Annotated in this window: 28 protein-coding genes; 11 read left to right on the top strand and 17 right to left on the bottom strand. The window is 31.6% G+C overall.

What is annotated here, in order from left to right:
* The first annotated feature begins 99 nt into the window (after positions 1–99).
* The gene (locus tag NMK29_RS03775; RefSeq protein WP_108801646.1) at positions 100–1197 is read left to right on the top strand and encodes a serine hydrolase; all 1098 of its coding nucleotides are present in this window, start codon (positions 100–102) and stop codon (positions 1195–1197) included.
* On the opposite strand, the gene NMK29_RS03770 is transcribed toward NMK29_RS03775, so the two are convergent.
* The 5 genes from NMK29_RS03770 to rpmB all read right to left on the bottom strand — a co-directional run bounded on the left by NMK29_RS03770 (position 1194) and on the right by rpmB (position 4642).
* Positions 1194–2861 carry an amidase family protein gene (locus NMK29_RS03770; protein WP_108801645.1) on the bottom strand — a complete coding sequence of 556 codons (1668 nt, stop codon included), beginning with the start codon at positions 2859–2861 and terminating at the stop codon, positions 1194–1196. The two genes, NMK29_RS03775 and NMK29_RS03770, sit on opposite strands and share 4 nt — an antisense overlap.
* A 100-nt stretch (positions 2862–2961) precedes the next feature.
* The gene (gene ftsY, locus NMK29_RS03765) at positions 2962–3915 is read right to left on the bottom strand and encodes a signal recognition particle-docking protein FtsY (RefSeq protein WP_108801644.1); all 954 of its coding nucleotides are present in this window, start codon (positions 3913–3915) and stop codon (positions 2962–2964) included.
* A 123-nt stretch (positions 3916–4038) separates the two neighbouring features.
* Positions 4039–4191, bottom strand: coding sequence for a DUF4295 domain-containing protein (locus tag NMK29_RS03760; protein ID WP_081415706.1), 153 nt, complete (start codon positions 4189–4191; stop codon positions 4039–4041).
* A 4-nt stretch (positions 4192–4195) separates the two neighbouring features.
* Positions 4196–4378, bottom strand: coding sequence for a 50S ribosomal protein L33 (gene rpmG / locus NMK29_RS03755; protein WP_027395522.1), 183 nt, complete (start codon positions 4376–4378; stop codon positions 4196–4198).
* A gap of 24 nt (positions 4379–4402) precedes the next feature.
* Entirely contained in the window at positions 4403–4642 is a 240-nt protein-coding gene (gene rpmB, locus NMK29_RS03750; RefSeq protein WP_027395521.1) for a 50S ribosomal protein L28, read from the bottom strand.
* Positions 4643–5125: 483 nt separating this feature from the next.
* Between rpmB and NMK29_RS03745 the strand changes: the two genes are divergently transcribed.
* The 3 genes from NMK29_RS03745 to NMK29_RS03735 all read left to right on the top strand — a co-directional run bounded on the left by NMK29_RS03745 (position 5126) and on the right by NMK29_RS03735 (position 6718).
* Positions 5126–5527 (top strand): hypothetical protein, encoded by a 402-nt coding sequence (locus NMK29_RS03745; protein WP_159092065.1) that lies wholly within the window; start codon positions 5126–5128, stop codon positions 5525–5527.
* A 136-nt stretch (positions 5528–5663) separates the two neighbouring features.
* Positions 5664–6065: a hypothetical protein gene (locus NMK29_RS03740; RefSeq protein WP_108801642.1), complete on the top strand. Its 402-nt coding sequence runs from the start codon at positions 5664–5666 to the stop codon at positions 6063–6065.
* Positions 6066–6316: 251 nt separating this feature from the next.
* The gene (locus NMK29_RS03735; RefSeq protein WP_108801641.1) at positions 6317–6718 is read left to right on the top strand and encodes a hypothetical protein; all 402 of its coding nucleotides are present in this window, start codon (positions 6317–6319) and stop codon (positions 6716–6718) included.
* Positions 6719–6723: 5 nt separating this feature from the next.
* Here the strand turns inward: NMK29_RS03735 and NMK29_RS03730 are convergent, their stop codons facing one another.
* Both NMK29_RS03730 and NMK29_RS03725 read right to left on the bottom strand, forming a co-directional pair.
* Entirely contained in the window at positions 6724–7965 is a 1242-nt protein-coding gene (locus NMK29_RS03730) for a competence/damage-inducible protein A (protein ID WP_108801640.1), read from the bottom strand.
* Between the two features lie 2 nt (positions 7966–7967).
* Positions 7968–8306, bottom strand: coding sequence for an Hpt domain-containing protein (locus NMK29_RS03725; RefSeq protein WP_108801639.1), 339 nt, complete (start codon positions 8304–8306; stop codon positions 7968–7970).
* Between the two features lie 333 nt (positions 8307–8639).
* Here NMK29_RS03725 and NMK29_RS03720 point away from each other — a divergent pair, with 333 nt between their 5' ends.
* Both NMK29_RS03720 and NMK29_RS03715 read left to right on the top strand, forming a co-directional pair.
* Positions 8640–11000, top strand: a complete 2361-nt coding sequence (locus NMK29_RS03720) for a TonB-dependent receptor (RefSeq protein WP_108801638.1) — start codon at positions 8640–8642, stop codon at positions 10998–11000.
* Positions 11001–11002: 2 nt separating this feature from the next.
* Entirely contained in the window at positions 11003–11473 is a 471-nt protein-coding gene (locus NMK29_RS03715; protein ID WP_108801637.1) for a thioredoxin fold domain-containing protein, read from the top strand.
* 2 nt (positions 11474–11475) lie between these two features.
* Here the strand turns inward: NMK29_RS03715 and NMK29_RS03710 are convergent, their stop codons facing one another.
* The 3 genes from NMK29_RS03710 to NMK29_RS03700 form a co-directional block, all read right to left on the bottom strand.
* Positions 11476–12087, bottom strand: a complete 612-nt coding sequence (locus NMK29_RS03710) for a fumarylacetoacetate hydrolase family protein (protein WP_108801636.1) — start codon at positions 12085–12087, stop codon at positions 11476–11478.
* A gap of 18 nt (positions 12088–12105) precedes the next feature.
* Positions 12106–12885, bottom strand: coding sequence for a 3'-5' exonuclease (locus NMK29_RS03705; RefSeq protein ID WP_108801635.1), 780 nt, complete (start codon positions 12883–12885; stop codon positions 12106–12108).
* 81 nt (positions 12886–12966) lie between these two features.
* Positions 12967–13650, bottom strand: a complete 684-nt coding sequence (locus NMK29_RS03700; protein WP_108801634.1) for a metal-dependent transcriptional regulator — start codon at positions 13648–13650, stop codon at positions 12967–12969.
* Positions 13651–13817: 167 nt separating this feature from the next.
* Here NMK29_RS03700 and NMK29_RS03695 point away from each other — a divergent pair, with 167 nt between their 5' ends.
* From NMK29_RS03695 to NMK29_RS03675, 5 genes are all read left to right on the top strand, one after another.
* On the top strand, positions 13818–14732 hold the full coding sequence (locus tag NMK29_RS03695) for a metal ABC transporter solute-binding protein, Zn/Mn family (RefSeq protein ID WP_369862760.1): 915 nt from the start codon (positions 13818–13820) through the stop codon (positions 14730–14732).
* A complete protein-coding gene (locus tag NMK29_RS03690) occupies positions 14732–15469 on the top strand; it encodes a metal ABC transporter ATP-binding protein (protein ID WP_108801632.1) in 738 nt (245 codons plus the stop codon). The genes NMK29_RS03695 and NMK29_RS03690 overlap by 1 nt, the downstream gene beginning before the upstream one ends.
* A gap of 4 nt (positions 15470–15473) precedes the next feature.
* Complete coding sequence (locus NMK29_RS03685) at positions 15474–16604, top strand: metal ABC transporter permease (RefSeq protein ID WP_108801631.1); 1131 nt, start codon at positions 15474–15476, stop codon at positions 16602–16604.
* The gene (locus NMK29_RS03680; protein WP_108801630.1) at positions 16597–17760 is read left to right on the top strand and encodes a metal ABC transporter permease; all 1164 of its coding nucleotides are present in this window, start codon (positions 16597–16599) and stop codon (positions 17758–17760) included. Before NMK29_RS03685 ends, NMK29_RS03680 begins: the two co-directional genes overlap by 8 nt.
* A 77-nt stretch (positions 17761–17837) precedes the next feature.
* Positions 17838–18503 (top strand): hypothetical protein, encoded by a 666-nt coding sequence (locus NMK29_RS03675; RefSeq protein ID WP_108801629.1) that lies wholly within the window; start codon positions 17838–17840, stop codon positions 18501–18503.
* A gap of 15 nt (positions 18504–18518) precedes the next feature.
* Here NMK29_RS03675 and NMK29_RS03670 read toward each other — a convergent pair whose 3' ends face one another.
* From NMK29_RS03670 to NMK29_RS03640, 7 genes are all read right to left on the bottom strand, one after another.
* Positions 18519–19235 carry a metallophosphoesterase gene (locus NMK29_RS03670; RefSeq protein WP_108801628.1) on the bottom strand — a complete coding sequence of 239 codons (717 nt, stop codon included), beginning with the start codon at positions 19233–19235 and terminating at the stop codon, positions 18519–18521.
* Between the two features lie 89 nt (positions 19236–19324).
* Complete coding sequence (locus NMK29_RS03665; protein ID WP_108801627.1) at positions 19325–19804, bottom strand: hypothetical protein; 480 nt, start codon at positions 19802–19804, stop codon at positions 19325–19327.
* 233 nt (positions 19805–20037) lie between these two features.
* Entirely contained in the window at positions 20038–20979 is a 942-nt protein-coding gene (locus NMK29_RS03660) for a peptidase (protein WP_108801626.1), read from the bottom strand.
* Positions 20980–21054: 75 nt separating this feature from the next.
* Positions 21055–21702 carry a hypothetical protein gene (locus NMK29_RS03655; protein WP_108801625.1) on the bottom strand — a complete coding sequence of 216 codons (648 nt, stop codon included), beginning with the start codon at positions 21700–21702 and terminating at the stop codon, positions 21055–21057.
* Between the two features lie 25 nt (positions 21703–21727).
* Positions 21728–22375, bottom strand: coding sequence for a hypothetical protein (locus NMK29_RS03650; RefSeq protein WP_159092064.1), 648 nt, complete (start codon positions 22373–22375; stop codon positions 21728–21730).
* A gap of 288 nt (positions 22376–22663) precedes the next feature.
* Entirely contained in the window at positions 22664–23998 is a 1335-nt protein-coding gene (locus NMK29_RS03645; RefSeq protein ID WP_108801623.1) for a dihydrolipoamide acetyltransferase family protein, read from the bottom strand.
* Between the two features lie 90 nt (positions 23999–24088).
* The gene (locus NMK29_RS03640) at positions 24089–25198 is read right to left on the bottom strand and encodes a glycosyltransferase family 2 protein (RefSeq protein WP_371924110.1); all 1110 of its coding nucleotides are present in this window, start codon (positions 25196–25198) and stop codon (positions 24089–24091) included.
* Positions 25199–25236: the final 38 nt, after the last annotated feature.

Below are 25236 nucleotides of genomic sequence, written 5' to 3'. Positions count from 1 at the left end.
CAAAGTTTTAGTACATAATTCCTAATAAGTCAATCAACTAAAAAAAGTAAACTAAACCTTTTGTATATTGTGTAGTCTAAACTTCATACTCCCCCAACTATGAAAACTAAAACGATTCCTTTTCTATTCCTTTTATTAAGCAGTATGCTTTCTTGTTCTGATGATACTGAAGAAGTAATTACAGAAGAACCAGATCCAAATCAAGATGAATTATATTTCCCGCCTATTAACTCTGAAGAATGGGAAAATACTTCAATTCAAGATTTAGAATGGAATATCAATGCGGAACAACCACTATATGATTTTCTTGAAGAAAAAAACACCAAAGCATTTATAATTCTTAAAAACGGAAAAATTGTAATCGAAAAATACTTTAATGGAGCAACATCCTCAGATAATAATCCTTGGTACTCCACTGGAAAAACATTAACTGCATTTACAATCGGAGTTGCGCAACAAAACGGTTTATTAAATATTAACGAATCTTCTGCTACCTATTTAGGAACACAATGGGCAAATATAACCGCTTCTCAGGAACAATCTATTACTATAAAAAATCACCTAACCATGACAACTGGTTTAGATTATAATGTTTCCAATCAAAACTGTACTGATTTTGAATGTTTAACCTACCTCAACGACCCTAATGATTTCTGGTACTATCATAATGCGGCATATACAATATTAGATGGTATCATAGAAGGAGCCACTCAAGTGGATTTTAAAACCTATTATAACACCACAATACGTGATAGGATTGGTATGAACGGTACTTGGATTCGTCTTGGTTTTGCGAACGTGTATTACAGTAATGCACGCAGTATGGCACGTTTTGGTCTATTAAATTTAAATAAAGGAACCTGGGATACTGATCAAATTCTAACGGATCAAAACTACTTTACAGAAATGACCACTACTTCTCAAAACCTCAATGAATCTTATGGGTATTTATGGTGGCTAAATGGTAAATCAAGCTTTAGAGCACCCGCATTTGAAAATGAATTTTCTGGAGAATTGATGCCAGACGCTCCAGATGATCTTATTGCCGGTCTTGGTAAAGATGATCAAAAGCTATATGTAGTTCCTAGTCAGAATTTGGTAATTGTAAGAATGGGAAATGATGCAGGACAAGCTTTATTAGGTCCATCGAGTTTTGATAATGATTTATGGGTTAAAATTAACGAGTTAATTAATTAGTTATACTTTTCAGGGATCTTACGTTCTTTAGAAATTAATTCATATCCATATCCTAATTGAAGTAAATTATTTTCTAACATAGGTTTTAATATAAAAGTAAGTCCTTTAGGCTCTCCTTTATCTGTATATCCCATAGGTACAGTTAAAGCCGGATATTTAGCTACCGCAGCATAACCCGCATGATAATTATTTATGGATAAAAAAACATCTAGGTTATATTGATCAATCTGAGAGTCAAAATATCCACGAGCCATAGCTTTAAGATCATTTTTTATTCCTTTTACATCTTCTACGGTAGTACTATCGTTTATGATTCCTCCGAATATGCCTTGTCCATACGGAATCCTAGTAAGTGTATCTTCTAAATTAAATGTCACTACATCTTGTACCGTTTTTAAATCTATGTTTTCACTGGCATACAACCTAATATATTCGGGAAGATCATTTTTCATATCCACATTCAGAATGCTAAGAAATCCCGGTAACGACGGTTGCTCTCGTTCAATCCCTATAATCTCTCCACCAGCAATTTTAATCTTGTCAATTGCCTGCAGGTACAAAGAATCTTGTAAAAAACTTTTAATAACTCCAAAACGTTTTCCCTTAAGAGCCGAATCTTTTATGGACTTCATAAAATCTTTTTCGGAAGAAATCGAAGCAGAATCGTTTGGATCTTTACCAACCATGGCGTTTAACAAAATTGCATTATCTATCACACTTTTTGTCATTGGTCCTGGAGTATCCAACGTGCTGGATATGGGAACAATCCCGGATCTACTCAATACTCCTATTGTGGGCTTCAGCCCCACTACAGAATTCTGACTAGACGGCGACAAAATAGATCCGCTAGTTTCTGTTCCCACAGCGGCGACACAAAAATTCGCAGCAACAACGGCACCACTACCAGAACTAGATCCTCCGCTTTCGAAAACCATCCTACCATATGGATTAAGAGTTTGACCTCCTATCGCACTATATCCAACAGGGCAGCCAATACAAAGAAAATATGCCCACTCGCTAAGGTTTGCTTTACCTAAAATTAATGCATTTTGATCTAATAAACGTTTCGTTATAAAAGCATTTTTTGTCTTATTCTTTCGCAACGCTATAGCACCCGCAGTTGTATACATATTATTAGCACCAATATTATCTTTTAGTATGATTGGCATTCCAAAAACTGAATTAATATCAATGATATTTTTATCAACTTTATCCAATACTCTTGCCTGTTCTACTACTTTTGGATTTAAAGATATCAACGCATTTAAAGAAAGTGAGTTGTCACTTTCATATTTTCGAATTCTATAAATATAAAACTTGGTCAATTCTTCGTATGATAATTTACCTTCTTTTATACTTCTCTGAATAGATGGAATATCCTTTTCAAGGATATATTCTTTTAATCTATTATAATTTTCCTCCGAAAAATAATCTAACTCCGATTCTACATCCTTCCATATATTGTTTTTATTTAAAACTTTAGAATTTATAAGTTTCAAATGCATTCTTGATTGCTCTAAATCTAGTGTTGCTTTTAAATCTTCCGATTCATCATAAGATTCCCAAATTACTTTAGGTTGCAACTCTTTTTGCGATTTCTCTTTTTCTTTTTTACAAGAAACAAAAATTAAAACTGATATTAAAAAATATAGTACTTTCTTCATTGAACGGAGGTTATCAAGGTATTTTCAAAACTGAAAATATAAAAAAAAGGTGCTATGCTTATAGCATAACACCTTTTTAACTATTCGGTAACAGTATTTACTACTTAAAAAAGGAGTCTACAAATTCGTATTTATTAAATACCTGAAGATCTTCAATCCCTTCTCCTACACCAATATATTTTACAGGAATCTGAAATTGATCACTAATTCCAATAACAACTCCTCCTTTTGCCGTTCCATCCAATTTAGTGACAGCTAATGAAGTTACTTCTGTAGCAGCTGTAAATTGTTTTGCTTGTTCAAATGCATTTTGACCAGTAGAACCATCTAAAACTAATAAAACATCATGAGGAGCATCTCCTACTACTTTCTGCATTACTCGCTTTACTTTGGTTAATTCATTCATCAAGTTTACTTTGTTATGTAATCTACCGGCTGTATCTATAATAATCACATCTGCATCTTGATTTACTCCAGATTCTAGCGTATCAAAGGCAACAGAAGCCGGATCACTACCCATATCTTGCTTTACAATAGGAACATCTACTCGATCTGCCCAAACTTGCAACTGGTCTATTGCGGCTGCTCTAAACGTATCAGCTGCACCTAAAACTACTTTTAAACCTTTTTTATTAAACTGATAAGCCAATTTACCAATAGTAGTAGTTTTTCCAACACCATTTACTCCTACCACCATTAAAACATATGGTTTTTTATTTGCTGGAATCTCAAAATCTGTAGCTTCTCCTGAATTAGTTTCAGAAAGTAAGCCCGCAATCTCTTCTCTAAGAATTTGGTTTAATTCTTCTGCACCTAAATATTTATCCTTTGCTACACGGCTTTCTATTCTTTCTATAACCTTTATGGTAGTTTTCACTCCCACATCACTAGTAACCAAAACTTCTTCAAGGTTATCTAATACATCATCATCTACCTTAGATTTACCGGCAACTGCCTTACTTAATTTAGAAAAAAAGGTGGTTTTAGATTTCTCTAACCCTTTATCCAGGGTTTCTTTTTTCTCAGAAGAGAATATTTTTTTAAACAAACTCATGTGTTATATTCAGAATGCTAATAAGTTAAATATGGATATATCCATAAAATCGTATAAATATAAAAAGAAAGAGCCATTCCAATTAAATTGAAACGGCTTCTTTTTAAAATATTTTCTTACGAATTACTTTTTCTTAAAAAAGTCATTCACTGCATCAGGCTGCATAATAGACTCTACAAAAGTATATGCTCCCGTTTTTGGAGATTTAACCATTTTAATAGCTTTGGTCAATCTCTTTGATCCTGTCTGTAACGATGCTACTGATTTCTTTGCCATTGTCTTATTTTATTTCTTTATGAACAGTCATTTTTTTAAGAATAGGATTAAATTTCTTTATTTCCATTCTATCAGGAGTGTTCTTTTTGTTTTTCGTTGTAATATATCTTGATGTACCTGGTTTACCAGAAGCTTTATGCTCTGTACATTCTAAGATTACCTGAACTCTATTACCTTTCTTTGCCATTATAGTATCTTTTTAGAAGCTGAATTATTTTGTTAAGAAACCTTTAGCTTTTGCTTCTTTTAAAACAGCAGCAATACCGTTTTTATTTATATTTTTTAACGCTGCAGTAGACACCTTAAGTGTTACCCAACGATCTTCATCAGGAATATAAAAACGCTTTTTAATTAAATTCGCGTTGAATTTACGTTTTGTTTTATTCATCGCATGAGAAACGTTATTTCCCACCATCGCTTTTTTACCTGTAAGCTCGCAAACTCTTGACATCTCTTCTTAATTTTGGTATTATTTCAAAACAGGGTGCAAATTAACGAATTATTTACCGAACCACCAATAATAGTTTTGTAATTTTTTCTGTTTTTTCCAAAAAAACTCTTTTACAGTATTACTAAGCTACTATTAAAGGCATTAATGTAAAAAAAGCACCTTATAATAAGATAATACAAAGATACTACTATTAGTTTTTAACTATATCAACTCCTTCTATTTAAAAACACGTATTTATACCTATATAGTAAATCAAAGATTAAAATTAATTTTACACCAGTTAGTTTTCATAACTGTAACTAACTACTTGATATGGGGTAATTGAGTAGTAAACAAGCGGATCTTAGGATCCGCTTTTTTTTGTAAAAAGATTTATTTCAAAAAAACCAATCACTTAAATACTGTTAAGGAAAACATAAAATACCTTTCTATTTATTACCATTATATAACGTCTAAATTGTATATTAGAAAAAAAATAATGCGATGCTACCGGACAACAGTAATAATTTCATTCGCACACATGAGCTTGATATAGGAACTTTTCATTTTTATAAAAATTACTTGATTTCTGAAATGAAAGAGGGAGCTTCCGTAAATTATGACAACTCTAATAAATTATTTTTGTTAGCAAAGGAGTATTATGGAAATAACACCCCTTTTATATATATTACAAATAGAATCAATTCTTACTCTTTTGAACCCACAACTCATTTCAAATCTGCCAAGTTATTTCCAAATTTAAAAGGATATGGTGTAGTAACTTACAATGCAATTAATAGCAAAATAGCTTCTTTAGAGCAATCTTTTCTTAATGTTCCTACCAAAATATTTGATAATCTAAAAGAAGCGGTGCTTTGGGTAGATGAAATAATTAAAGTTGATTAAACTAATTATAATATTTTATTATTTTTAAAAAATTAACTAAAAAAATAAATTTATCTTATTTAAAATCAATTATATTGATTTTTACCTATAAAAATCAGTATATTACAACGGTAATTGGAAAACGTTTTATTTAGACATGATTTATGATTTTAACAAAAAGCTTCTTCACAAGCATGAGCTTGCTATTGGATTATTTTACTTTTACAAGAATCATATTATTTCTGAAATAAAAGAAGGGGTTACCCTAACCTTCGAAAATTGCAATGAATTATTTGAGATAATTCATTCTTATTACGGTACCTCTACTCCATTTGTATATATTTCTAATAGAAAAAATTCATATTCGTTTGTTCCTACTGGACATTTTAAATCTTCTAAATTATTTCCCAATTTCATTGGGTATGGTGTAGTAACTTATGATGCAATTAACACCAAGGTAGCTACTCTTGAACAGTCTTTTCTAGAAAATGAAACTAAAATCTTTGATAACCTAGATGAAGCTTTGCTTTGGGTACATGAACTCATTAAACCACTATAGACTTTGGATTCATACTATGAAATAAAATAGAACTAAAAACAGTTAAACTTTCCAAAAAAGAACTAGTTCTTTACTATTTAAATTAATCGTATTAAATCTTTTTGAATATTAGAATAATTTATTAATCATCCTCACTAACTAAAACGTTTGAAATTCATAAAAATTTCATAAAATACTGAAATTCAACACTTAAAAAGAAATTATCTCTTAACAAATTCGACATAATCATAACTAATAAAAAAACAAAAGTTATGACCATCAACACAAATAACACTTTAATAGAACGATATGATCTGAAACTAGGTACTTATTATATTTATGACAACTATATTATTGCAGAAATAAAAGAAGGTGTCACCATTACATTAGGAAAGCTTCAGGATCTCATCCCTATTGTAAAAAAACACTTTGGAACTGGACAACCCTTCACATACATATCCAATAGAATAAATTCTCATTCTATAATCCCAACAGATTATTTAGATTGTCCATTTTTATATATGGAAAATTTTAAAGGGTACGGAGTAATAACTTATAACCTATTAACTGAAAAATCTACCGAAATTGAAAAGCATTTTGCGAAGAAACCTTTTTATAATTTCAACAATTTAGAAGATGCTATAATGTGGTCAAAAGAACTACTAAATGGTTAATAAAACTAGTTTAATTCATTAAGAAGAAGCTCGAAAGATTTATTAACAGCCTTACCTATAGTGCGCTCTCTGTTATTACTAAATACAAATTTCTCAGAAAAAACTCTTTCTGGCGTAGCTATCGCAATAAAAACTGTGCCCACCTCTACATCACCATCTCCTTTTGTTGGACCAGCGTTTCCTGTTGTAGCAATAGCATAATCAGATTTAAATTTATTTTTTGCGCCCAGCGCCATAGCCTCTGCAACTTCTTTACTTGTAACAGTAAACTGTTTTATTATTTCCTCTGAAACCCCTAAAATATCGCTTTTGGATTGAGTAGCATATGTTACTGCTCCTCCTTTAAAAAATGAAGATGTTCCAGGATAAGAAGTAATAGACTGAGCTATTTTACCTCCTGTACAACTTTCTGCAACAGCAAGAAAATGCCCTCTCGAAGTCAATATTCTACCTATCAACACCTCAATAGATTCATCTTCTTCATAACCAACAATGATATCTCCAATAAGAACCTGTAAATCAACAATTCTTTCTTCAATAGTATCCACTAACAATTTCTCATTTGTTCCACGTGCAGAAAGTCGCAATCTAACTCTTCCTAGATTTGGTAAATAAGCCAATTTAATAAAGGCTGGTAAATTATCTTCCCAGACCTCTATTTTTTCAGCAATTGCACTTTCTCCTAATCCATATGTAAGCACTGTCTTATGTATGATAAATGGTCTATCAAATCGTTCTTGAAGTTTTGGTAGCACCTCATCCTTCATAAGGTTTTTCATCTCAAAGGGAACGCCTGGCATAGACACAAAAACTGTCTCATCTTTCTCCAACCACATACCAGGAGCTGTACCATATTGATTCATCAATACTATAGAAGTACTAGGAACAAGTGCCTGCATTCGATTAATATCAGTAATTGGAGTTTGTATATACTTTGCGAAAATCGATTCGATATGTCGTAAAACCTTTTCATTTTGAACCAATGCATCATCAAAAAATTCACAAATAGTGTGTTTAGTAATATCATCCTTAGTAGGTCCTAAGCCTCCAGTAATAAGCACAATATCCACTCTGTTTTTTGCTTCTTCTAGTGCATTGAGAATATGTTGCTTATCATCTTGAATAGAAGTAATCTGATAAACATCAACACCTATTTTATTAAGTTCTTTTCCTATAAAAGCGGAATTAGAATCTACAATCTGTCCAATAAGAATTTCGTCTCCTATGGTAATTATTTCTGCAAGCATATTTATTGAAAATCAACTTTCAGGTCTTCAATCGCACCATTAACAGTTGCCGTAATATGATCAAGAATAGAAGATATTTCAGATTGATCCATACCAGATTTTGACCAAGCTTCAACTTGTTTAATTTCTTTTAAAAGATCAATTCCAAATAATTGTAGATTAGGTTTCATTTTATGAGCGAATTGATAAGCAGTCTTTGGATCATTATCTTTAACCGCTTGCCCCATACCTGCGAGATCAGGAGGTATTTCTTCTAAAAATGTTTGCACCAATACTGTTATAAATTCATCATCGCCACCCGACAATTCATTTACACTTTCTAAGCTGTAACTTTTGCTCATTTACTTAATTATAATTGAAAAAAATTATTATCCTTCTATAAAACCAACCATAAATACTGTGCTTTTATAGCATCTGTTCTAATTGGTCTTCCTGTAAAGATAACATCTCCAATCTTTAATCTAAAATATTTCATTGATTATTCTATAATCAAATTACAAAATAACGAGATCAAAAGATCTATTCTAATTATAAATACAGGTCATCCTTATATAAAAAACTTAATAAATTTAAACTAAACTAAAATATAATCTATTATTTGTTAAAACAATTTGTTAGTCTAAACTAACTTTTTAAATTTGCTAAAACTAATAAAGAAGCCGCAGTATCTAAATATGAAACCATTCTTATTCTTCTTAACCATAATAAACTCCTATATATTAATAGGTCAAACAGGAAATCTAAAAGGTAATATTAATACAACCGAATCTTCCTTACCTTATGCTAACATAGCAATATCAAATCCTTCTTTTAATACATATACCTCTGCAGACGGGGATGGCTTTTTTGAAATCAAAAATATTCCTGTAGGAGATTATCGTATAAAAATTAGTTCTTTAGGACATCAGACTTTGACAGAAAACATTACAATAACAACTAATAATCTAGTAAAAAAATTCATTCTTAGAGAAGATCGTTTAAATCTAGATCAAGTCGTAGTAAGCGCCACTAGAAATAGAGTAAATCGAAAAAACGCTCCTGTGGTTGTAAATGTTTTAAGTCCAAAACTACTAGAAGCTACCCAATCAATATCAATCTCCGAGGGTTTAAATTATTCTCCCGGAGTTAGAGTGGAAAACAATTGTCAAAACTGCGGATTCACCCAAGTAAGACTTAACGGATTAGATGGTAGTTACACTCAGGTATTAATAAATAGTAGAGCCGTTTTTAGTGCTCTAAACAGTGTTTATGGATTAGAACAAATACCTACCAACATTGTTGAACGTATTGAGGTAGTACGAAGTGGTGGTTCTGCCCTTTATGGTTCTAATGCCATTGCAGGGACTATAAATATAATAACCAAAGACCCAGTTTTAAATACATGGGAAATCGGAACATATCTTGGTCTTATAGATGGAGAAATTCCTGATCGTTCTTTAAACTTCAATGCATCTCTTGTAAGCGATGATTTAATGTCCGGAATCACAGTATTTGGGCTCAATAGAGACCGAGAAGAGTTTGATGCTAATGATGACGGATTCACAGAATTAACAACACTACAAAACACTACTTTTGGCCTAAAAACATTCTTAAAACCAAATGATCGGAGTAAAATTTCATTAGATCTAACCACTATTAAAGAATATCGCCGTGGAGGAGATCGTCTTGACCTTGCTCCTCATTTTACAGATATTACAGAAGAACTAGATCACAACACTTTTTTAGGAGGTTTGACATACGAACTGGAAAACAAAAAAGGAACAAACAACTTATCAATCTATACCTCTGGGCAATATACTGATAGAGATAGTTATTATGGTGGATTAGGAGGTTCTAGAACTAGACAAGATAGTATTCTTGCATTAAACTCATACGGAATTACCAAAGATTTAGCCTTGCTTACAGGTTTTCAATTCACTCAAAATTTAAAAAACAAGGATATTATTACAATAGGAACAGAGTATAACATTAGCGATACCGAAGATATTATTGCCGGATATAATCGATTAATTGATCAACAAGTTCACACTATTGGTTCTTACGCGCAGTATGAATGGAAACTGAGCAACGATTTTACAGCACTTTTAGGAACTAGACTAGATTATGTAAATGTTGACGGGGCATACAATATAGGTGGGATTTCTCGAGATGTCTCCATAAAACAAACTGTACTAAGTCCAAGAATAACTATATCGTATAACATTCTTAATTCTTTAAAATTTAGAGGCGGATATGCTAGAGGCTTTAGAGCCCCACAAGCATTTAATGAAGACTTGCACATCTCATCAGTTGGAGGAGAACCCCAGTTTGTTATTTTATCAGAAAACCTAGATACAGAGTTTTCAAATGCATTTACAGCTTCTTTAAATTACACGAAAAATATACAAAAGGTTCAAGCAGACTTTTTGCTTGAAGGATTTTATACAAGTCTTGAAGACCCTTTTACTTTAGTTAGCACCGGTGCAATTCTCGAAAATGGCTCTATTCTTGAAGAAGTAAGGAATGGATCAGGAGCCAAAGTATTTGGAACTAATTTTGAAATCGGTATATCCCCATCAAAAGAATGGCGATTCCAATTTGGAGGAACCATTCAAAAAGCATCTTATAATAAAAGTCAAATACTTTTTGAAACAGATGGTAGTATACCCGGAGAAAATAATGTAGTTGTGGACGAATTCGTAAGAAACCCGAATACATATGGCTACCTAAATACATCCTGGATTCCCAGCGAACGATTTAACATAGATGTTACTGGTACTTACACAGGAGAAATGACAGTTCCCAGAGTTATAAGCGAATCCGGTTTTTTAGATCTGGTAGATACGGATTCGTTTTTTGATATGAATTTAAAACTTGAATATCACTCAGATATTTCGGAAAACTTTCAAATTACATTTAGCGGAGGTATTAAAAACATATTTAATAGCTACCAAGATGATTTTGATATCGGACCACTTCGGGATTCTGATTATATTTATGGTCCTGGAACCCCAAGAACATTCTTTATAGGTATAAAATTTGGTAAACTTCATTAGTAATGAAATTTTTAAAAATCATACTGTTCTTTTTCTTGATAACAATATTAAAAACAGAAGCTCAAGAAAACAAAACCATTAATTGGATCACTTTTGAACAATTAGATGATTCTCTTTCGTTAAAGCCTAAAAAAGTAATTATTAGTTTTTATGCGGATTGGTGTGTTTACTGTAAGAAAATGGATCGAGCTGTATATACGAAACCAAAAATTATAGAAAAAATATCTAGGGATTATTATGCTGTAAAAATGGATGCAGAGAGCAGGGATACCATTACTTTTGACGGTTCAATTTTCACAAACAAAAATTATACTACTTCAAGAAATGCAATCCACGAAATTCCTGCATTGTTAGCTTCTAGAAAGGATACTCCTTTCTCTTTACCTGCAATTATTTTTTTAGACGAAAATTTTACAGTAAGAAAACGTTATTTCGAATATATGAGTCCAAAGAAGATGCTATCAACACTTTAGACTTACTTCACTTTAATTGAAAACACTTCTTTGTCTTCAATAAAGCCTTTCAAATTATCATTTGTTTTTACCGCTCCCACACCAGCCGGTGTACCTGTAAAAATAATATCTCCGATTTTTAAAGTAAAATATTGTGACACATACGCTATAAGCTCATCAATTTTCCACAACATTAACTTTGTATTTCCTTCCTGTACAATTTCTTCGTTTTTTTCTAAACGAAAATTGATATTATTCACATCAGAAAACTCATTTTTATCAATCCATTTTCCAACTACAGCTGCACCATCAAAAGCCTTAGATTTTTCCCAAGGCAATCCTTTTGCCTTAAGCTTGCTTTGTAGATCTCTTGCCGTAAAATCTATCCCAAGACCAATTTCATTATAATATTTATGAGCGAACTTTTTGTCTATATATTTCCCTAATTTTTTAATTTTTACTAGAACCTCAACTTCGTGATGAATATCATTAGAAAAATCTGGAATAAAAAAAGGTTGTTTCTTTAAAAGAATCGAAGTATCAGGTTTCATAAAAACAACAGGGTCTGTCGGTTTTTCATTTTCCAATTCTTCTATATGATCCGTATAGTTGCGCCCAATACAAATAATCTTCATAAAAATTGATGATAACAGTTATAGCTTAAGACTATTATTTAGCTTACGAAGTCTTACCGCTGTAAGAACTTTTTTAGTATACAAAGGAAAATCTGCATTCTGTAACCAACCGAAATAACCAGGCTCATCTTCCATTACTTTTTCTACTAACTTGCCTTTATGCTTTCCAAAAGAAAATATCTCTCTACCTTCTTTATCATAAGCTATAAAACCAGCAAAATCGGCAAATTGTTTTCTAGAACTAAACTCCGCTAAAAATTTCGTGTCATTTTCTAATTCAGGATATCTATCTAATTGTGCTTTTAAAACTTCATACGTTGCATTAGTATCAGCCTCAGCAGAATGTGCATCTTCTAAATCTTTATCACAATAAAACTTATAAGCTGCCGCTAAGGTTCTTTTCTCCATTTTATGAAAAATCGTCTGAACATCTACCGCTACCGTATTTTTCATGTCAAAATCTACATCAGCACGCAACAATTCTTCTGCCAATAAAGGAATATCGAACCTATTAGAATTAAAACCTCCTAGGTCACAACCCTTTATCATATCACTAACTTTAGTTGCTAATTGCTTAAATGTTGGTTCATTAGCCACTTTTTCATTTGTTATTCCGTGGACTTCTGTAGTTTCTGGTGGAATTGGCATCTCTGGATTAACAAGCCAAGTCTTACTTTCCTTATTTCCATTCGGAAAAACTTTAAGGATAGAGATTTCCACGATTCGATCTTTAGAAATATTTATACCGGTTGTTTCCAGATCAAAGAAACAGATCGGTCTTTTTAACGTAAGCTCCATAAATTGATTGTGTGCATCAAAGATAATAGGTATAAGCCACAATCCGCAATAGTCTTGTTTTTTTTAACATTTATTATTAAGTCATAACACCTTTACAAATACATTATCAGCAAATTTTCTAGTTACTGTTTCTATACTATCGTTAAATTGTATTCGAATAGACTTATCGAACTCTCGTACTTCAAGTACTTTAATCTCACTGCTTAAAGCCAATCCAATTTCTGATACAAACCTCAAAAAATTAACTGAACCATCATTTACAGCAATCAACTTACACACAGCACCTTCTTCCAATGAAGACAATGTGATTTTTGGAACTACTTTATATTCACCCTTAGAGGTAGGGATTAATTCTCCATGTGGATCTTTTTCAGGAAAATCCATAAACCGATCTAATTCATCAATCAGTTTGTATGATTTTATATGCTCTAACTGCTCTGCCACCTCATGAACCTCATCCCAACTAAAGTTTAAGTAATTATATAAAAAAGTTTCCCAAAGCCTATGTTTTCTAATCAATCTAACAGCAATAGCTCTACCTTCTTCTGTTAATTCTAATTTTCCATACTTCTCACTTACTACATAATTCTTTGCTTTTAGTTTTTTAACCATATTATTAGTAGAAGCTGGAGACACCTTAAGATATTCTGCTAATTGATTATTTCCAACCTTTACGGAATTATCTTCTACTAATAATTGAAAAAGAGCTTTTAAATAATCTTCTTCACTTTTTGTTAAATTATTCAAATTTAATTTGTTAGTCATGGCTAACTTTTTTAGTTTTGCTATTATAATTAAACAAAAATACTAAACCTAATACAATTATAAGGCATTCAACTATAGCCTCTTCTTATTAAGTTTTTTAGATATCTTTTTTAAATATAGTTTTAGCTTAAAATTAGAACACCACCATTGAATTAAAATTTAAAATGATCAAAAAAATCACAATATTTCTAGCACTAACAATTACCTTCTTTTCTTGTAAAAAAGAAGAAAAGAAAGTAAATCAAAAATTAAATGTAGTTACCACAACTACTATGATTACTGATCTAGTAAAAAATATTGGAGGAAATTTAATAACTGTTGAAGGGTTAATGGGTTCTGGTGTTGACCCACACCTATACAAAGCAAGTGAAGGTGATGTCACAAAATTAGTAGATGCCGATGTTATTTTTTATAACGGACTTCATTTAGAAGGAAAATTAGTAGAAGTATTTGAGAAAATGGGAACCCAAAATATAAAAACAATTGCTGTTGGAGAAGTTTTGGACAAAAGCATTCTTATTGGATCTGATTATTTTGCTTCTAATTATGACCCCCATATCTGGTTTAATGTAAATAACTGGAAACAAGTAACTTTATTTACTATTGAAAAACTAAAAGAATTAGACCCTAAAAACGCTGAAGCTTTTGAGACTAATGGGAAGGCATATCTAGAAAAATTAAATATTTTAGAAAGCAACATAAAAGCAACCATCGAAACCTTACCTCTGGACAAAAGAATATTGGTAACTGCTCACGATGCTTTTAGTTATTTTGGTAAAGAATACGCTTTTAATGTGGTTGGTTTGCAAGGCCTATCTACTGCCACCGAAGCTGGTGTACAAGATGTTCAGAAGTTAGCTGCTTTTATTATAGAAAACCAAGTAAAAGCTATTTTTATTGAAACGTCAGTACCAAAACGTACTATTGAAGCGTTGCAAGCTGCAGTGAAATCTAAAGATCATGAAGTAATAATTGGCGGTACTTTATATTCTGATGCTTTAGGAAACCCTGGAACTATAGAGGGAACATATATAGGAATGTTTGAATACAATGTAAACACCATTGTAAATGCATTGAAATAATGAAAGAAAAGATAGCTGTACAAATAGATGACTTAACAGTCGCGTACAATTACAAACCCGTATTATGGGATATTGATCTTGCTATCCCAGAAGGAGTTTTAATGGCGATTGTGGGACCCAATGGTGCCGGGAAATCTACGTTAATTAAGTCTATTTTAGATATCATCAAACCTATTGCAGGAAGTATTAAAATCTATAACGAACCTTATAAAAAACAGCGGTCTTTAGTTGCTTATGTCCCGCAAAAAGGAAGTGTGGATTGGGATTTTCCTACTACAGCGCTTGATGTGGTAATGATGGGAACTTATGGGAGTTTAGGTTGGATCAAAAGACCTGGGCAAAAACAAAAAAAAGCAGCGCTCGAAGCTTTAGAAAAGGTAGGAATGCTTGCATTTAAATCTAGACAAATTAGTCAGCTTTCTGGTGGACAGCAACAACGTATTTTTCTTGCCAGAGCATTGGTCCAGAATGCATCTATCTATTTTATGGATGAACCTTTTCAAGGAGTGGATGCTACTACAGAAAAAGCAATTATAAATATCTTGAAAGAACTTAGAAAAGCTGGAAAAACAGTCATTGTAGTGCATCATGATTTACAAACAGTTCCTGAATATTTTGATTGGGTTACATTTTTGAATGTAAAAAAAATTGCAACAGGACCTGTGAAAGACATTTTTAACGATGATAATCTTACCAAAACATACGGTATAAATTATAAAGTAAGCGTCCAACAATAGCATTATGGATATCCTAGAATACATACAGCTTGTCTTTACTGATTATACCCTACGTACAATCACATTAGGAACTGCTGTTTTGGGAGCTATATGTGGTATGTTAGGGAGTTTTGCTGTATTAAGAAAACAAAGTCTTTTGGGTGATGCAATTTCTCATGCTGCGTTACCAGGAATAGCTATAGCTTTCTTAATTATAGGAGCCAAAAACAGCAATGCCTTTTTACTAGGTGCCTTAGTCAGTGGTTTAATTGGTAGTTTCTGGATAAGAGGTATTATTAAAAAAACACACCTTAAATCTGACACAGCACTTGGTTTAATTCTTTCTTTATTTTTTGGATTTGGAATGTTATTACTTACCTACATCCAAAAACTTCCGAATGCTAATCAAGCTGGATTAGAGAATTATCTTTTTGGACAAGCCGCTACATTATTAGAAAGTGATGTCTGGATGATGTCCTTGGTAACTGGAGTTTGTCTTGTTGTCTTATTATTATTTTGGAAAGAACTTAAAATATCATTGTTCGATAGTGATTATACCAAAACTCTAGGTTTTAATGTTAAGTTTTTAGATATACTAATTACTACATTTATTGTTATTGCAATTGTTCTAGGCTTACAGACTGTCGGCGTAGTTTTAATGAGCGCTATGATTCTTGCTCCTGCAGCTGCAGCAAGACAATGGACCAACAGTCTATCAATTATGGTAATTCTCGCTGCTATTTTTGGTGCATTTTCCGGAGTTATCGGAACCGCTATAAGTGCGAGCCATAATAATCTATCTACAGGCCCAGTGATCGTTTTAGTCGCAGCAGTATTTGTATTAGTTTCTTTTATATTTTCTCCTGGTAGAGGACTTCTATTTAGAGAAATACGTTTCAGAAAAAACAGAAACGATCTGCAACTTCATAAAACCCTTTCATTTATGTATAATATTGCCCGGGATCACGAAGACATTTCGCATCCACACGCAATCAAAATACTTAATAACTTTCAGGGATTTACCAAACGATCCTTACAAAAATTAGAAGACAAGGATTATGTAAAAATCGAAGGAAACATGTGGTCTCTAACCTCCTCTGGATATAAAACTGCTTCGAACCTATACAATCAACTAACACAAGTAAATGATGAGTAGCGCGCAGATTGAAATACAATTGATTGCTAGTCTTGTAGCTATTGCTTGTGCTATTCCAGGTACATTTTTAGTATTACGGAAAATGGCTCTTATTACAGATGCAATTAGTCATTCTATCTTACCAGGAATTGTAATTGGTTTTTTTATTACACATGATCTATCTTCTCCTCTACTAATTTTACTAGCTGCCCTAAGCGGAGTGCTCACGGTAGTTTTAGTAGAATTTATTCAAAAAACTGGCTTAGTGAAAGAAGATACTGCTATTGGATTGGTCTTTCCTGCTTTATTTAGTATCGGTGTTATAATGATCGCACAAAATGCCAATGATGTACATCTTGATATAGATGCTGTGTTACTAGGAGAGTTGGCTTTTGCTCCTTTTGACAGACTTATTATCAACGCAATAGATCTCGGCCCTAAATCTTTGTGGATTATCGGAACTATCCTTTTAACAACTTGTGGTTTACTTTTTGCTTTTTTCAAAGAATTAAAAGTAAGCACATTTGATGCTGGCCTTGCTGCTGCCTTAGGCTTGTCTCCTATCGTAATGCACTATGGCTTAATGACTATAGCATCAATAACAACAGTAGGAGCTTTTGATGCGGTTGGAGCCATTTTGGTAATTGCTTTTATGATAGCACCGGCAGCTACTGCATATCTATTAACCAATGATCTAAAAAAGATGATACTACTAGCTTGTGTTTTTGGTGTTATTTCTGCCATTGTTGGATATTGGGTTGCTCACGGACTGGACACTTCTATTTCTGGCTCTATGACTAGTGTGCTTGGTGTTTTGTTTCTAATAGTATATTTGTTTGCTCCAAATAGAGGATATTTCTCTGTTATTTACCGACACAGACAACAACGTATCGAAGTTTCATTACTAACTTTTCTACTGCATCTTGGTAATCATGCAGATGACGAAACTGAGCGACATGTAAAACACCTTAATGAGCATATCAATTGGCAAAAAGTAAAATCTAAATCTGTATTAGACTTAGCTCTTAAGAATAATATGATCGAAATTAATGACGATATCGTTTCCTTAACAGAAAAAGGACAGCATTTCACTACTGAAGCTATTGATTATATCATAACTAATAAGAATTCTGAAATTGAGAAAATGAAAGATCGCTTTTTCTTATTTAGAGGCTAGTTTATATTACTAGGAGTGGGCTTTTTTTAAATTTTAAAAAAGTAGATTACTTATCTTTATAAAAACTAAAACTTGTTTTGAAGATCTTTTCTTACTTTCCTTTTCTTTTTGTTTTATTAAAAACTACAACGGCTTTTTGCCAAAAAGAATTAGTTTATTTAGTAGAAGACGTTCAAAAAAAACGTAGTGTTATCTATGTCCAAAATGACACTGACTCGGATAAAAGCGTTTTTCTTAAAATAGATCCTATTGGTTACCGCAGAAGAGCACAACGTCCTATTCTTAAGAACGTTCCAGCTAAAAGCAAAGTACAAATGTTGATACTGATTCCATTAACAGATAAAGAATCCTCTTATACTTACAATCTTATTGTGAATGATAAATTAGAAAACATTAATACCAGAAGGCAAAAAGAAAAACCAAAAGAAATACAATCCCAAACTGTAGCAAACTACAAACTCTTTATATACACTAATCAAAATTGTAATCGATGTGATACCTTAATACAGAAACTAAAGGAAAAGAAAATAAAGTTTTTAGAAATCGATATCGATAGTAAAAATAATTTATTATCCCCTGTGTTCTGGCGGAACATGTTAGAAAAAGGGTATGCCAGAGAAAACATAGAATTACCATTTGCCAAAAAAGATAAAAAATTATACTATCCCATTACAAGTTTTGACCTTTTTATTGAAGAGATCACAAAGAAATCCAAACCAAGGAAAAGAACAAGTTTTTTTTAAAACGAACTTAAAATTCTACACCCTAAAGGTAATTACCTCAGTAAATAATTGATCTTTATGTAACTCAATAATTCTATATCCAAATGAATTATTATGAACTATAATCTCATTCGGATCTTTTTCTACCTGATAAGATGCTGCTGGTGTAGTATATTGTATTACATTATTAAACTTTTGATAATCTTCCATATGATAATGTCCTGAAAAAAGTATAATTTCATTTGGAATCTTTTCTAATAAAGTTTGAATCTTCTCTCTTCCTTTTAAAGAAAATTTTTTATCTATAATAGCAGGAATAGGTAAAACAGGATGGTGAATAAATAATACTATTTTTTTTGAAGTAATTAACGCTGACTCCAACCATATTAATTGTTTTTCACTAGCTACATCGGTACTAGAATCTAAAAAAATAAACCTAAAAAAATCATCCTCTCTATAATAAAAAAGCTCATTAGGATCTAATAGGAAATCATTTTTGTAGTGTTCCATCACTTCAGAAAAATCATCATGATTTCCCAAAGAAATGGATACTTTATACTTTTGTAAAGTATTAAAAAACCATGAATTAGATGATTTCTCTCCTATATCACCACCATAAATAACTTCATTAATATTTTTTGAATCGATATCATCTAAAATTGTCTTCCAATTGTTTCGAGCATTTACACCTAAGCCTTTAGGATATTCTTCATCTATATGAGCATCTGTAATATAAGCTATCTTTTTGACCATACCTATAGATATTTACTACGAAGTTATGCAGTTTAATAGGCTTCTCAAAAGTATTTCTAAAAATATCTAAAGACATTTTTTACGCTTTTTTACTTGCATTTGACACTTAATACTTTGTTTTCTTTTTTTGCATTAGCATCCATAGCTGCACCAATTGCTGATCCCAAAGACATACCTATTGCCATTCCAAAAGTCATTCCATAAATCAATCCATTAGAACCACCGAAAACTACTCCAAAGGTCATCCCTAAGCTCATTCCAAGGCTCATCCCTAAACTCATACCTATTGTCATATAATAACCTTCGGATATCAAAGAGAATTCTTTTTTTAGATAATTTGTAAACTCACTAAGTTTTTTGTTATAGTATTTTTTTCTATTTTCTCTTAGTATATCTATATCAAATGCATCTAACTTACTTTCTATAGCACGTAATTGGTCTTGAGATAAACCTCTACCCTCCAACTGAGACAAAATATTAATGAATTTTTTGTACACCTTTATTTCGGATGTTTCGTCAGTTTCAGTAACCAAGTTCTTAAAAAATTTAGATGCTTCCTCAATAGTCATAGATATAGCGTTTTAATATTTAAAATTAGATACCAACTTATTAGTAGTCATATGATTTTATTTGTTACAAAATTAAAAAGAGACTTAACGTATATCTATTACTATAAAATTATATAGAAATATTAAATTTCTTCTGCTAATTAAGCTTCATAAGGCACTTTATTCACAATTCTCTAAAAGGATAATGATATGACAGTAGAATTATTTAAGGCCTTAAACTCATCTCAAAAAACTTATTTTTTTGATCTATTAAATTGCTCTATCAACTCTTTTATTTCATCTTCATCATACTTACGTGAAAAGTGTACAGGAATCGCATTTTTTATTTCACAAGCCTTCATGATCTCTGCTGATTTTGAAGCATAACTATGATTATTTTTCATTGCGAATGTTAAATCTTCATCTTTATAAAAACATTCTATATAAGCTTCATCGCAGAAAGTAAATCTTCTCTTTATCTTAACATGATTTTCTTTGCTAGCAGCATGATCCAAGATAACTCCTAATTTCTTACCTTTTTGGATATTGATTAAATGAAATAATTCTTTAGATCTATATGCTTTATCTTCAATTTTTATAGTTTTCTCTTCATCAGAGACTTCATAAGCCTGCTTTAACTCCTGTACCCATCTACCTCCTTTTAAACCTTCACTTAATTGAATCTTAATTTTATCATAAGCTTTAAAGAGATATGCAATAGTATCAGTTTTATGATCGAGAATCTCATATTCTACTTCAAATTGTTTTTCTTCGAATATTGTGTTTTTTATTACTAGTTTTTCGTCTTCTTTACTCCATAAAGGAGGGCGCAAGACTACCGACTTGTACTCTCCTTCTTTAAAAATCTCACGTACTTCATATATTATAGAATCTTTATCAATTAAATTCCAGCAATAACTCTTAATTCTATTTTGTACCTGATTAATGATACCCTTGGGTCCAGTAATTACAACTTTTCTTTTAATACCTATTTGATGTCTTAGAATTGTATCAAAATTTACGAAATGATCAATATGGGTATGGCTTATAAAAATAGCATTAGTATTTTGACATTCTTTTACGTTTAAACTTTTTGCTTCTCCGCAATCTACTATATAATTAAATGGATGGTTATCCACTTTTATAAGAATACAAATATCTTCGTCCTGAGCACTTTTAACTTCAGTTGTAAACATATTTTTCTAAATTAGTATTATAGTATAAACAATATAAATCAAATATAGTTTTTAAATAAAACGTTGTATTCATCATTAATTATCTTGTTTAATAATCAACTCCGACTTGTTAGATATCCAAACATTATCTCCTGTATTATTTTCCGACCTCAATCTTAAATAAATATTTATTTCCTCCTCAGGTAATGATTCAACAAGATTGTTAGAAATCACATTTTCGTATTCGGTATTTCTTGTAGCAAGAACAGAATTACTTATTGTTCTAAAATTAGTAGCATCATACAATTCAACAATTGCACTATTATTACTATTGTCAGACTTAATACTTGCTGTATAAACAACAGACCTTAATTTACTCCAATTTCTTTTATCAAATTTTATAATGGCTGGATACGTATTTATATAGTTACCAGAAGTACCGGAAGCTCCACCATTATTATTATGAAGTATAATTCTCGTTTCTTTTGAAATTGGATCATCAATTCCCCCACAAACAAATTTGATTGTTTCTATTTCATTTGCTTCTAAAACAAAATTCGAATTGACATCTAAACCTAACTCTATTTTAATACCTCCATATTGACAGTTTGAGCCAGAATCTTCCTTAGAAAACACTGTTAAGGAATTTAATCCCGAAACACCATTCTCTCCATCCTCTGGTTCGCAACCACTTAATATTAAAACAGATATAAATAAGAAACTTAATTTTATAATATTTTTCATAGTGATCAAAAAAGTGTTTGTGTTATTAACGTTTTATAACTAATTCAGCCTTTCTACCCATATACACAGTCGTACCTTCATTTTCTGAACGCAATCTTAATGATATATCTATTTCTTTTTCAGGAATAGAAGAAATTATATTTTCTGAGATCATTAGTATTCCAGGATAATTAGTACTATTGTTAGTAAGAACACTATTAGCTATGACCTCCCCATCCGTTTCATTAAATAATTCTACAAAACAACTATTATTAGAATTTTCCGAATATATCCAAGCTACATAATAAATTGAAGACGCATTTTCCCAATTTCTTTTATCAAATTTTATTATTTCACCCATTTTCCTTCCTTCTACAGAACTAGTTCCAGACGCACCAGATCCGTTACTAAATAAAACTAGCCTTGTTTCATCTTGATAATCACTATTAAATCCATCACACAAGAAAGTTGTCGTTAAAACCTCGCTAGTTTCAAGAATTGCATTTGAATTTAAGTCTAAGCCATTTTCAATTCTAACCCCTCCATTTTCACAATTTACTCCGATAGGCTCATCATTTAATATTGTAAGATTACTTAACCCAGGAACACCATCAGTTCCATCTTCCGGAGAACAACTTAACAACATCGTTCCTAACAATACACACAAAAAATAATTTACTTTTGAGAATCTCATACATTTTAAAATTTAAATATTTATTAGAGTTTAACATATGTATCATTTAGAAGGAAAATGTTACCCTATTATATGCATTTATTGTATTAATATTTTATCACATTTTCTTTAATCCCTAAATACAACATCTATTGTATAAAAACAGAATATAGGGAATAGGAGTATTTCAAGAACTAACACGTTTATATGTCTTCTAATCAAAACATCTTGGTAGTAATTAAATATTATAAATAAAAAAAACCGCATATGTATTATGCGGTTTTTTTTATTTATAAATTATAGTATTTCTTAAAACTCTCTATTTACATCAAACGCTTCGAGATAGTCCTTTACTCGTTGCACAAATTGTCCTCCAAGAGCACCATTTACAACTCTATGGTCATAAGAATGTGATAAGAACATTTTATAACGAATACCAATAAAATCTCCATCAGGAGTTTCAATCACAGCCGGCACCTTACGAATAGCTCCTAACGCTAAAATAGCAACTTGTGGCTGATTAATAATTGGCGTTCCCATAATACTACCAAAAGTCCCTACGTTGGTAACTGTATAAGTTCCTCCTTGAATATCATCTGGTTTTAGTGCATTATTACGCGCTCGGTTTGCCAAATCATTCACTGCTTTGGTCATTCCAACTAAGTTTAGCTGATCTGCATTCTTAATTACTGGAACAATTAAATTACCATCTGCTAAGGCAGCTGCCATTCCTAGATTAATATTTTTCTTTTTAATGATTGTATCTCCAGAAACAGAAATATTAATCATTGGAAAATCTCTGATGGCTTTTGCTACAGCTTCCATAAAGATTGGAGTAAAGGTTAAGTTTTCTCCTTCTCTCTTCATAAAATCACCTTTCACCTTCTTTCTCCAGTTCCAGATGTTAGTTACATCTGCCTCGATAAACGATTGTACGTGTGCAGAAGTTTGTACAGAATCTACCATATGATGCGAAATCAATTTCCCCATTCTGGTCATTTCTATAATCTCATCTTCTCCCGATGCAACTACTGGTGTAGCTTTGGGAGCATCCGTTTTCTTAGCTCGTGCTGCAGGAGTATTTTTTTGTTCTTTTAATACTGGTGATGCAGGAGTCGCAGTTTTACCAGCTTTTCTATCTTCTACAAACTGTAAGATATCATTTTTAGTAACTCTACCATCTTTTCCAGTTCCAGATATATTTTCTAATTCTGCTACAGAAATTCCTTCTGCCGCAGCTATATTTTTAACTAATGGAGAATAAAACTTAGAACTTTCGGAAAAATCAGCTTTTGCAACAACCGTCTCTGTCACGGCAGTAATCTCTGTTTCAATCACTTCTGCAGTTGCAGGAGCTATTTCTTCTTTACTTTCTTCTGGAGTAGTATTTGCACTACCCTCTCCTTCAATTTCGATAATAGCAATTGTTTGACCAACTTTTACTACATCATCTACTTCAAAAAGTTTTTCAACCAACACACCTTCTACCTCGCAAGGGACTTCGCTATCTACTTTATCCGTAGCAATCTCTAATACTGCATCGTCCATTTCGATAGTATCTCCAACCTCTTTTAACCAAGTTGTTATTGTTGCCTCTGCAACACTTTCACCCATCTTCGGAAGTTTAAGCTCAAATTTTGCCATATTCTTAATCAAAGGTATTTATTAGTTATGTTTTTTGCGAAATTAATAAAAGTTAAGCTCTTAAATTAATTTTTATTTACTAAAGTTTCTTTAAAAAGTGATTACTTCCCCTTTTCCATCACTAAAATCACTTCCTAATATAAAATCACATCCAGCTGGTTTAATCTTAAAGGTCATATTTGATTTTCTCAAAACTTGCATTTCTTTTATAATTTCACCAAAACTTAGTAACTCGTTGTCAAAGATAAGCTCGTTATTAGTATATCCCAAATTCTTTACAGCTTCCAATGAAATAAACTTCACTTCTTTTTGCAGTACCTCACTAAGCCGCTTCTTCAAACTATGATTCTCGGATACTAAATAACAAGTATCAATCACGCGTTTTTCTTTATGATAGCTTTTAAACGACTGAATTATAGAAGTCAAACGTATTCCGATAGATACAATGAAATCCAAGAACCAATTACTCTTAAAGTGTTTTCTATAAAACAATCGCATTGCTCCATAAAAACGTTTTATGTATTCTGCGTTACGATCTGTACTTTCGCCTTTATAATGAATTACAGGAATTGTTCCTATATAGTAGTTTTGTAATCCTTTCTTTTTCATTTTATATGAGAGATCAATATCCTCTCCATACATAAAATAATCTTCATCAAAACCTTTTACTGACTTGTAGTCTTTTTTTCTTACTAAAACAAAAGCCCCAACTAAAATATCAACAGCTGCAATTCCAGTTTCAGGTATATGATCTGCATAGTAATTTTTTACTTTACCCAATTTAACACCAAACAATCGTCGAAAAGAAGTTAATGGAGATGGCACATTTCTTTTACTTTCTGGAAGGAAATTACCAGTACCATCAATAAGTTTTGGGCCTAACATGCCCATATGAATTAACTTTTCTGATGTCGAAATAATATTTACAAACGTATCTTCAGCTACTACAGTGTCTGGATTTAGGATACAAATATATTCACCTTTTGCTAAATCAACTCCTTGATTGTTAGCCCTTGCAAACCCAACATTATCATTATTTTCTACTAAAAGTATATTAGGAAAACGTTCTTTGACCATAACACAACTATCATCAGAAGAATTATTATCAACAACAATAATCTCTGCATTTAGATCAGTTACAGCTTTCTGAACGCTTAAAATGCATAGTTCTAAAAAATAACGAACATTGTAATTAAGGATGACTACAGATAATTTCAGAGGGTCAAATTTTAAAAATG

It is taken from the genome of Aquimarina sp. Aq107 (genome assembly GCF_943733665.1).
In the GTDB taxonomy this organism is placed as follows: Bacteria; Bacteroidota; Bacteroidia; order Flavobacteriales; family Flavobacteriaceae; genus Aquimarina.
Note: the sequence above shows the minus strand (reverse complement) of the source record. Positions and strands in the feature narration are given on the sequence as shown.

Excerpts from the sequence above, each read along its gene's own strand:
- NMK29_RS03775 (WP_108801646.1), top strand. The coding sequence starts at position 100 with ATGAAAACTAAAACGATTCCTTTTCTATTCCTTTTATTAAGCAGTATG.
- NMK29_RS03770 (WP_108801645.1), bottom strand. The coding sequence starts at position 2,861 with ATGAAGAAAGTACTATATTTTTTAATATCAGTTTTAATTTTTGTTTCT.
- ftsY (WP_108801644.1), bottom strand. The coding sequence starts at position 3,915 with ATGAGTTTGTTTAAAAAAATATTCTCTTCTGAGAAAAAAGAAACCCTG.
- NMK29_RS03760 (WP_081415706.1), bottom strand. The coding sequence starts at position 4,191 with ATGGCAAAGAAATCAGTAGCATCGTTACAGACAGGATCAAAGAGATTG.
- rpmG (WP_027395522.1), bottom strand. The coding sequence starts at position 4,378 with ATGGCAAAGAAAGGTAATAGAGTTCAGGTAATCTTAGAATGTACAGAG.
- rpmB (WP_027395521.1), bottom strand. The coding sequence starts at position 4,642 with ATGTCAAGAGTTTGCGAGCTTACAGGTAAAAAAGCGATGGTGGGAAAT.
- NMK29_RS03745 (WP_159092065.1), top strand. The coding sequence starts at position 5,126 with ATGCTACCGGACAACAGTAATAATTTCATTCGCACACATGAGCTTGAT.
- NMK29_RS03740 (WP_108801642.1), top strand. The coding sequence starts at position 5,664 with ATGATTTATGATTTTAACAAAAAGCTTCTTCACAAGCATGAGCTTGCT.
- NMK29_RS03735 (WP_108801641.1), top strand. The coding sequence starts at position 6,317 with ATGACCATCAACACAAATAACACTTTAATAGAACGATATGATCTGAAA.
- NMK29_RS03730 (WP_108801640.1), bottom strand. The coding sequence starts at position 7,965 with ATGCTTGCAGAAATAATTACCATAGGAGACGAAATTCTTATTGGACAG.
- NMK29_RS03725 (WP_108801639.1), bottom strand. The coding sequence starts at position 8,306 with ATGAGCAAAAGTTACAGCTTAGAAAGTGTAAATGAATTGTCGGGTGGC.
- NMK29_RS03720 (WP_108801638.1), top strand. The coding sequence starts at position 8,640 with ATGAAACCATTCTTATTCTTCTTAACCATAATAAACTCCTATATATTA.
- NMK29_RS03715 (WP_108801637.1), top strand. The coding sequence starts at position 11,003 with ATGAAATTTTTAAAAATCATACTGTTCTTTTTCTTGATAACAATATTA.
- NMK29_RS03710 (WP_108801636.1), bottom strand. The coding sequence starts at position 12,087 with ATGAAGATTATTTGTATTGGGCGCAACTATACGGATCATATAGAAGAA.
- NMK29_RS03705 (WP_108801635.1), bottom strand. The coding sequence starts at position 12,885 with ATGGAGCTTACGTTAAAAAGACCGATCTGTTTCTTTGATCTGGAAACA.
- NMK29_RS03700 (WP_108801634.1), bottom strand. The coding sequence starts at position 13,650 with ATGACTAACAAATTAAATTTGAATAATTTAACAAAAAGTGAAGAAGAT.
- NMK29_RS03690 (WP_108801632.1), top strand. The coding sequence starts at position 14,732 with ATGAAAGAAAAGATAGCTGTACAAATAGATGACTTAACAGTCGCGTAC.
- NMK29_RS03685 (WP_108801631.1), top strand. The coding sequence starts at position 15,474 with ATGGATATCCTAGAATACATACAGCTTGTCTTTACTGATTATACCCTA.
- NMK29_RS03680 (WP_108801630.1), top strand. The coding sequence starts at position 16,597 with ATGAGTAGCGCGCAGATTGAAATACAATTGATTGCTAGTCTTGTAGCT.
- NMK29_RS03670 (WP_108801628.1), bottom strand. The coding sequence starts at position 19,235 with ATGGTCAAAAAGATAGCTTATATTACAGATGCTCATATAGATGAAGAA.
- NMK29_RS03665 (WP_108801627.1), bottom strand. The coding sequence starts at position 19,804 with ATGACTATTGAGGAAGCATCTAAATTTTTTAAGAACTTGGTTACTGAA.
- NMK29_RS03660 (WP_108801626.1), bottom strand. The coding sequence starts at position 20,979 with ATGTTTACAACTGAAGTTAAAAGTGCTCAGGACGAAGATATTTGTATT.
- NMK29_RS03655 (WP_108801625.1), bottom strand. The coding sequence starts at position 21,702 with ATGAAAAATATTATAAAATTAAGTTTCTTATTTATATCTGTTTTAATA.
- NMK29_RS03650 (WP_159092064.1), bottom strand. The coding sequence starts at position 22,375 with ATGAGATTCTCAAAAGTAAATTATTTTTTGTGTGTATTGTTAGGAACG.
- NMK29_RS03645 (WP_108801623.1), bottom strand. The coding sequence starts at position 23,998 with ATGGCAAAATTTGAGCTTAAACTTCCGAAGATGGGTGAAAGTGTTGCA.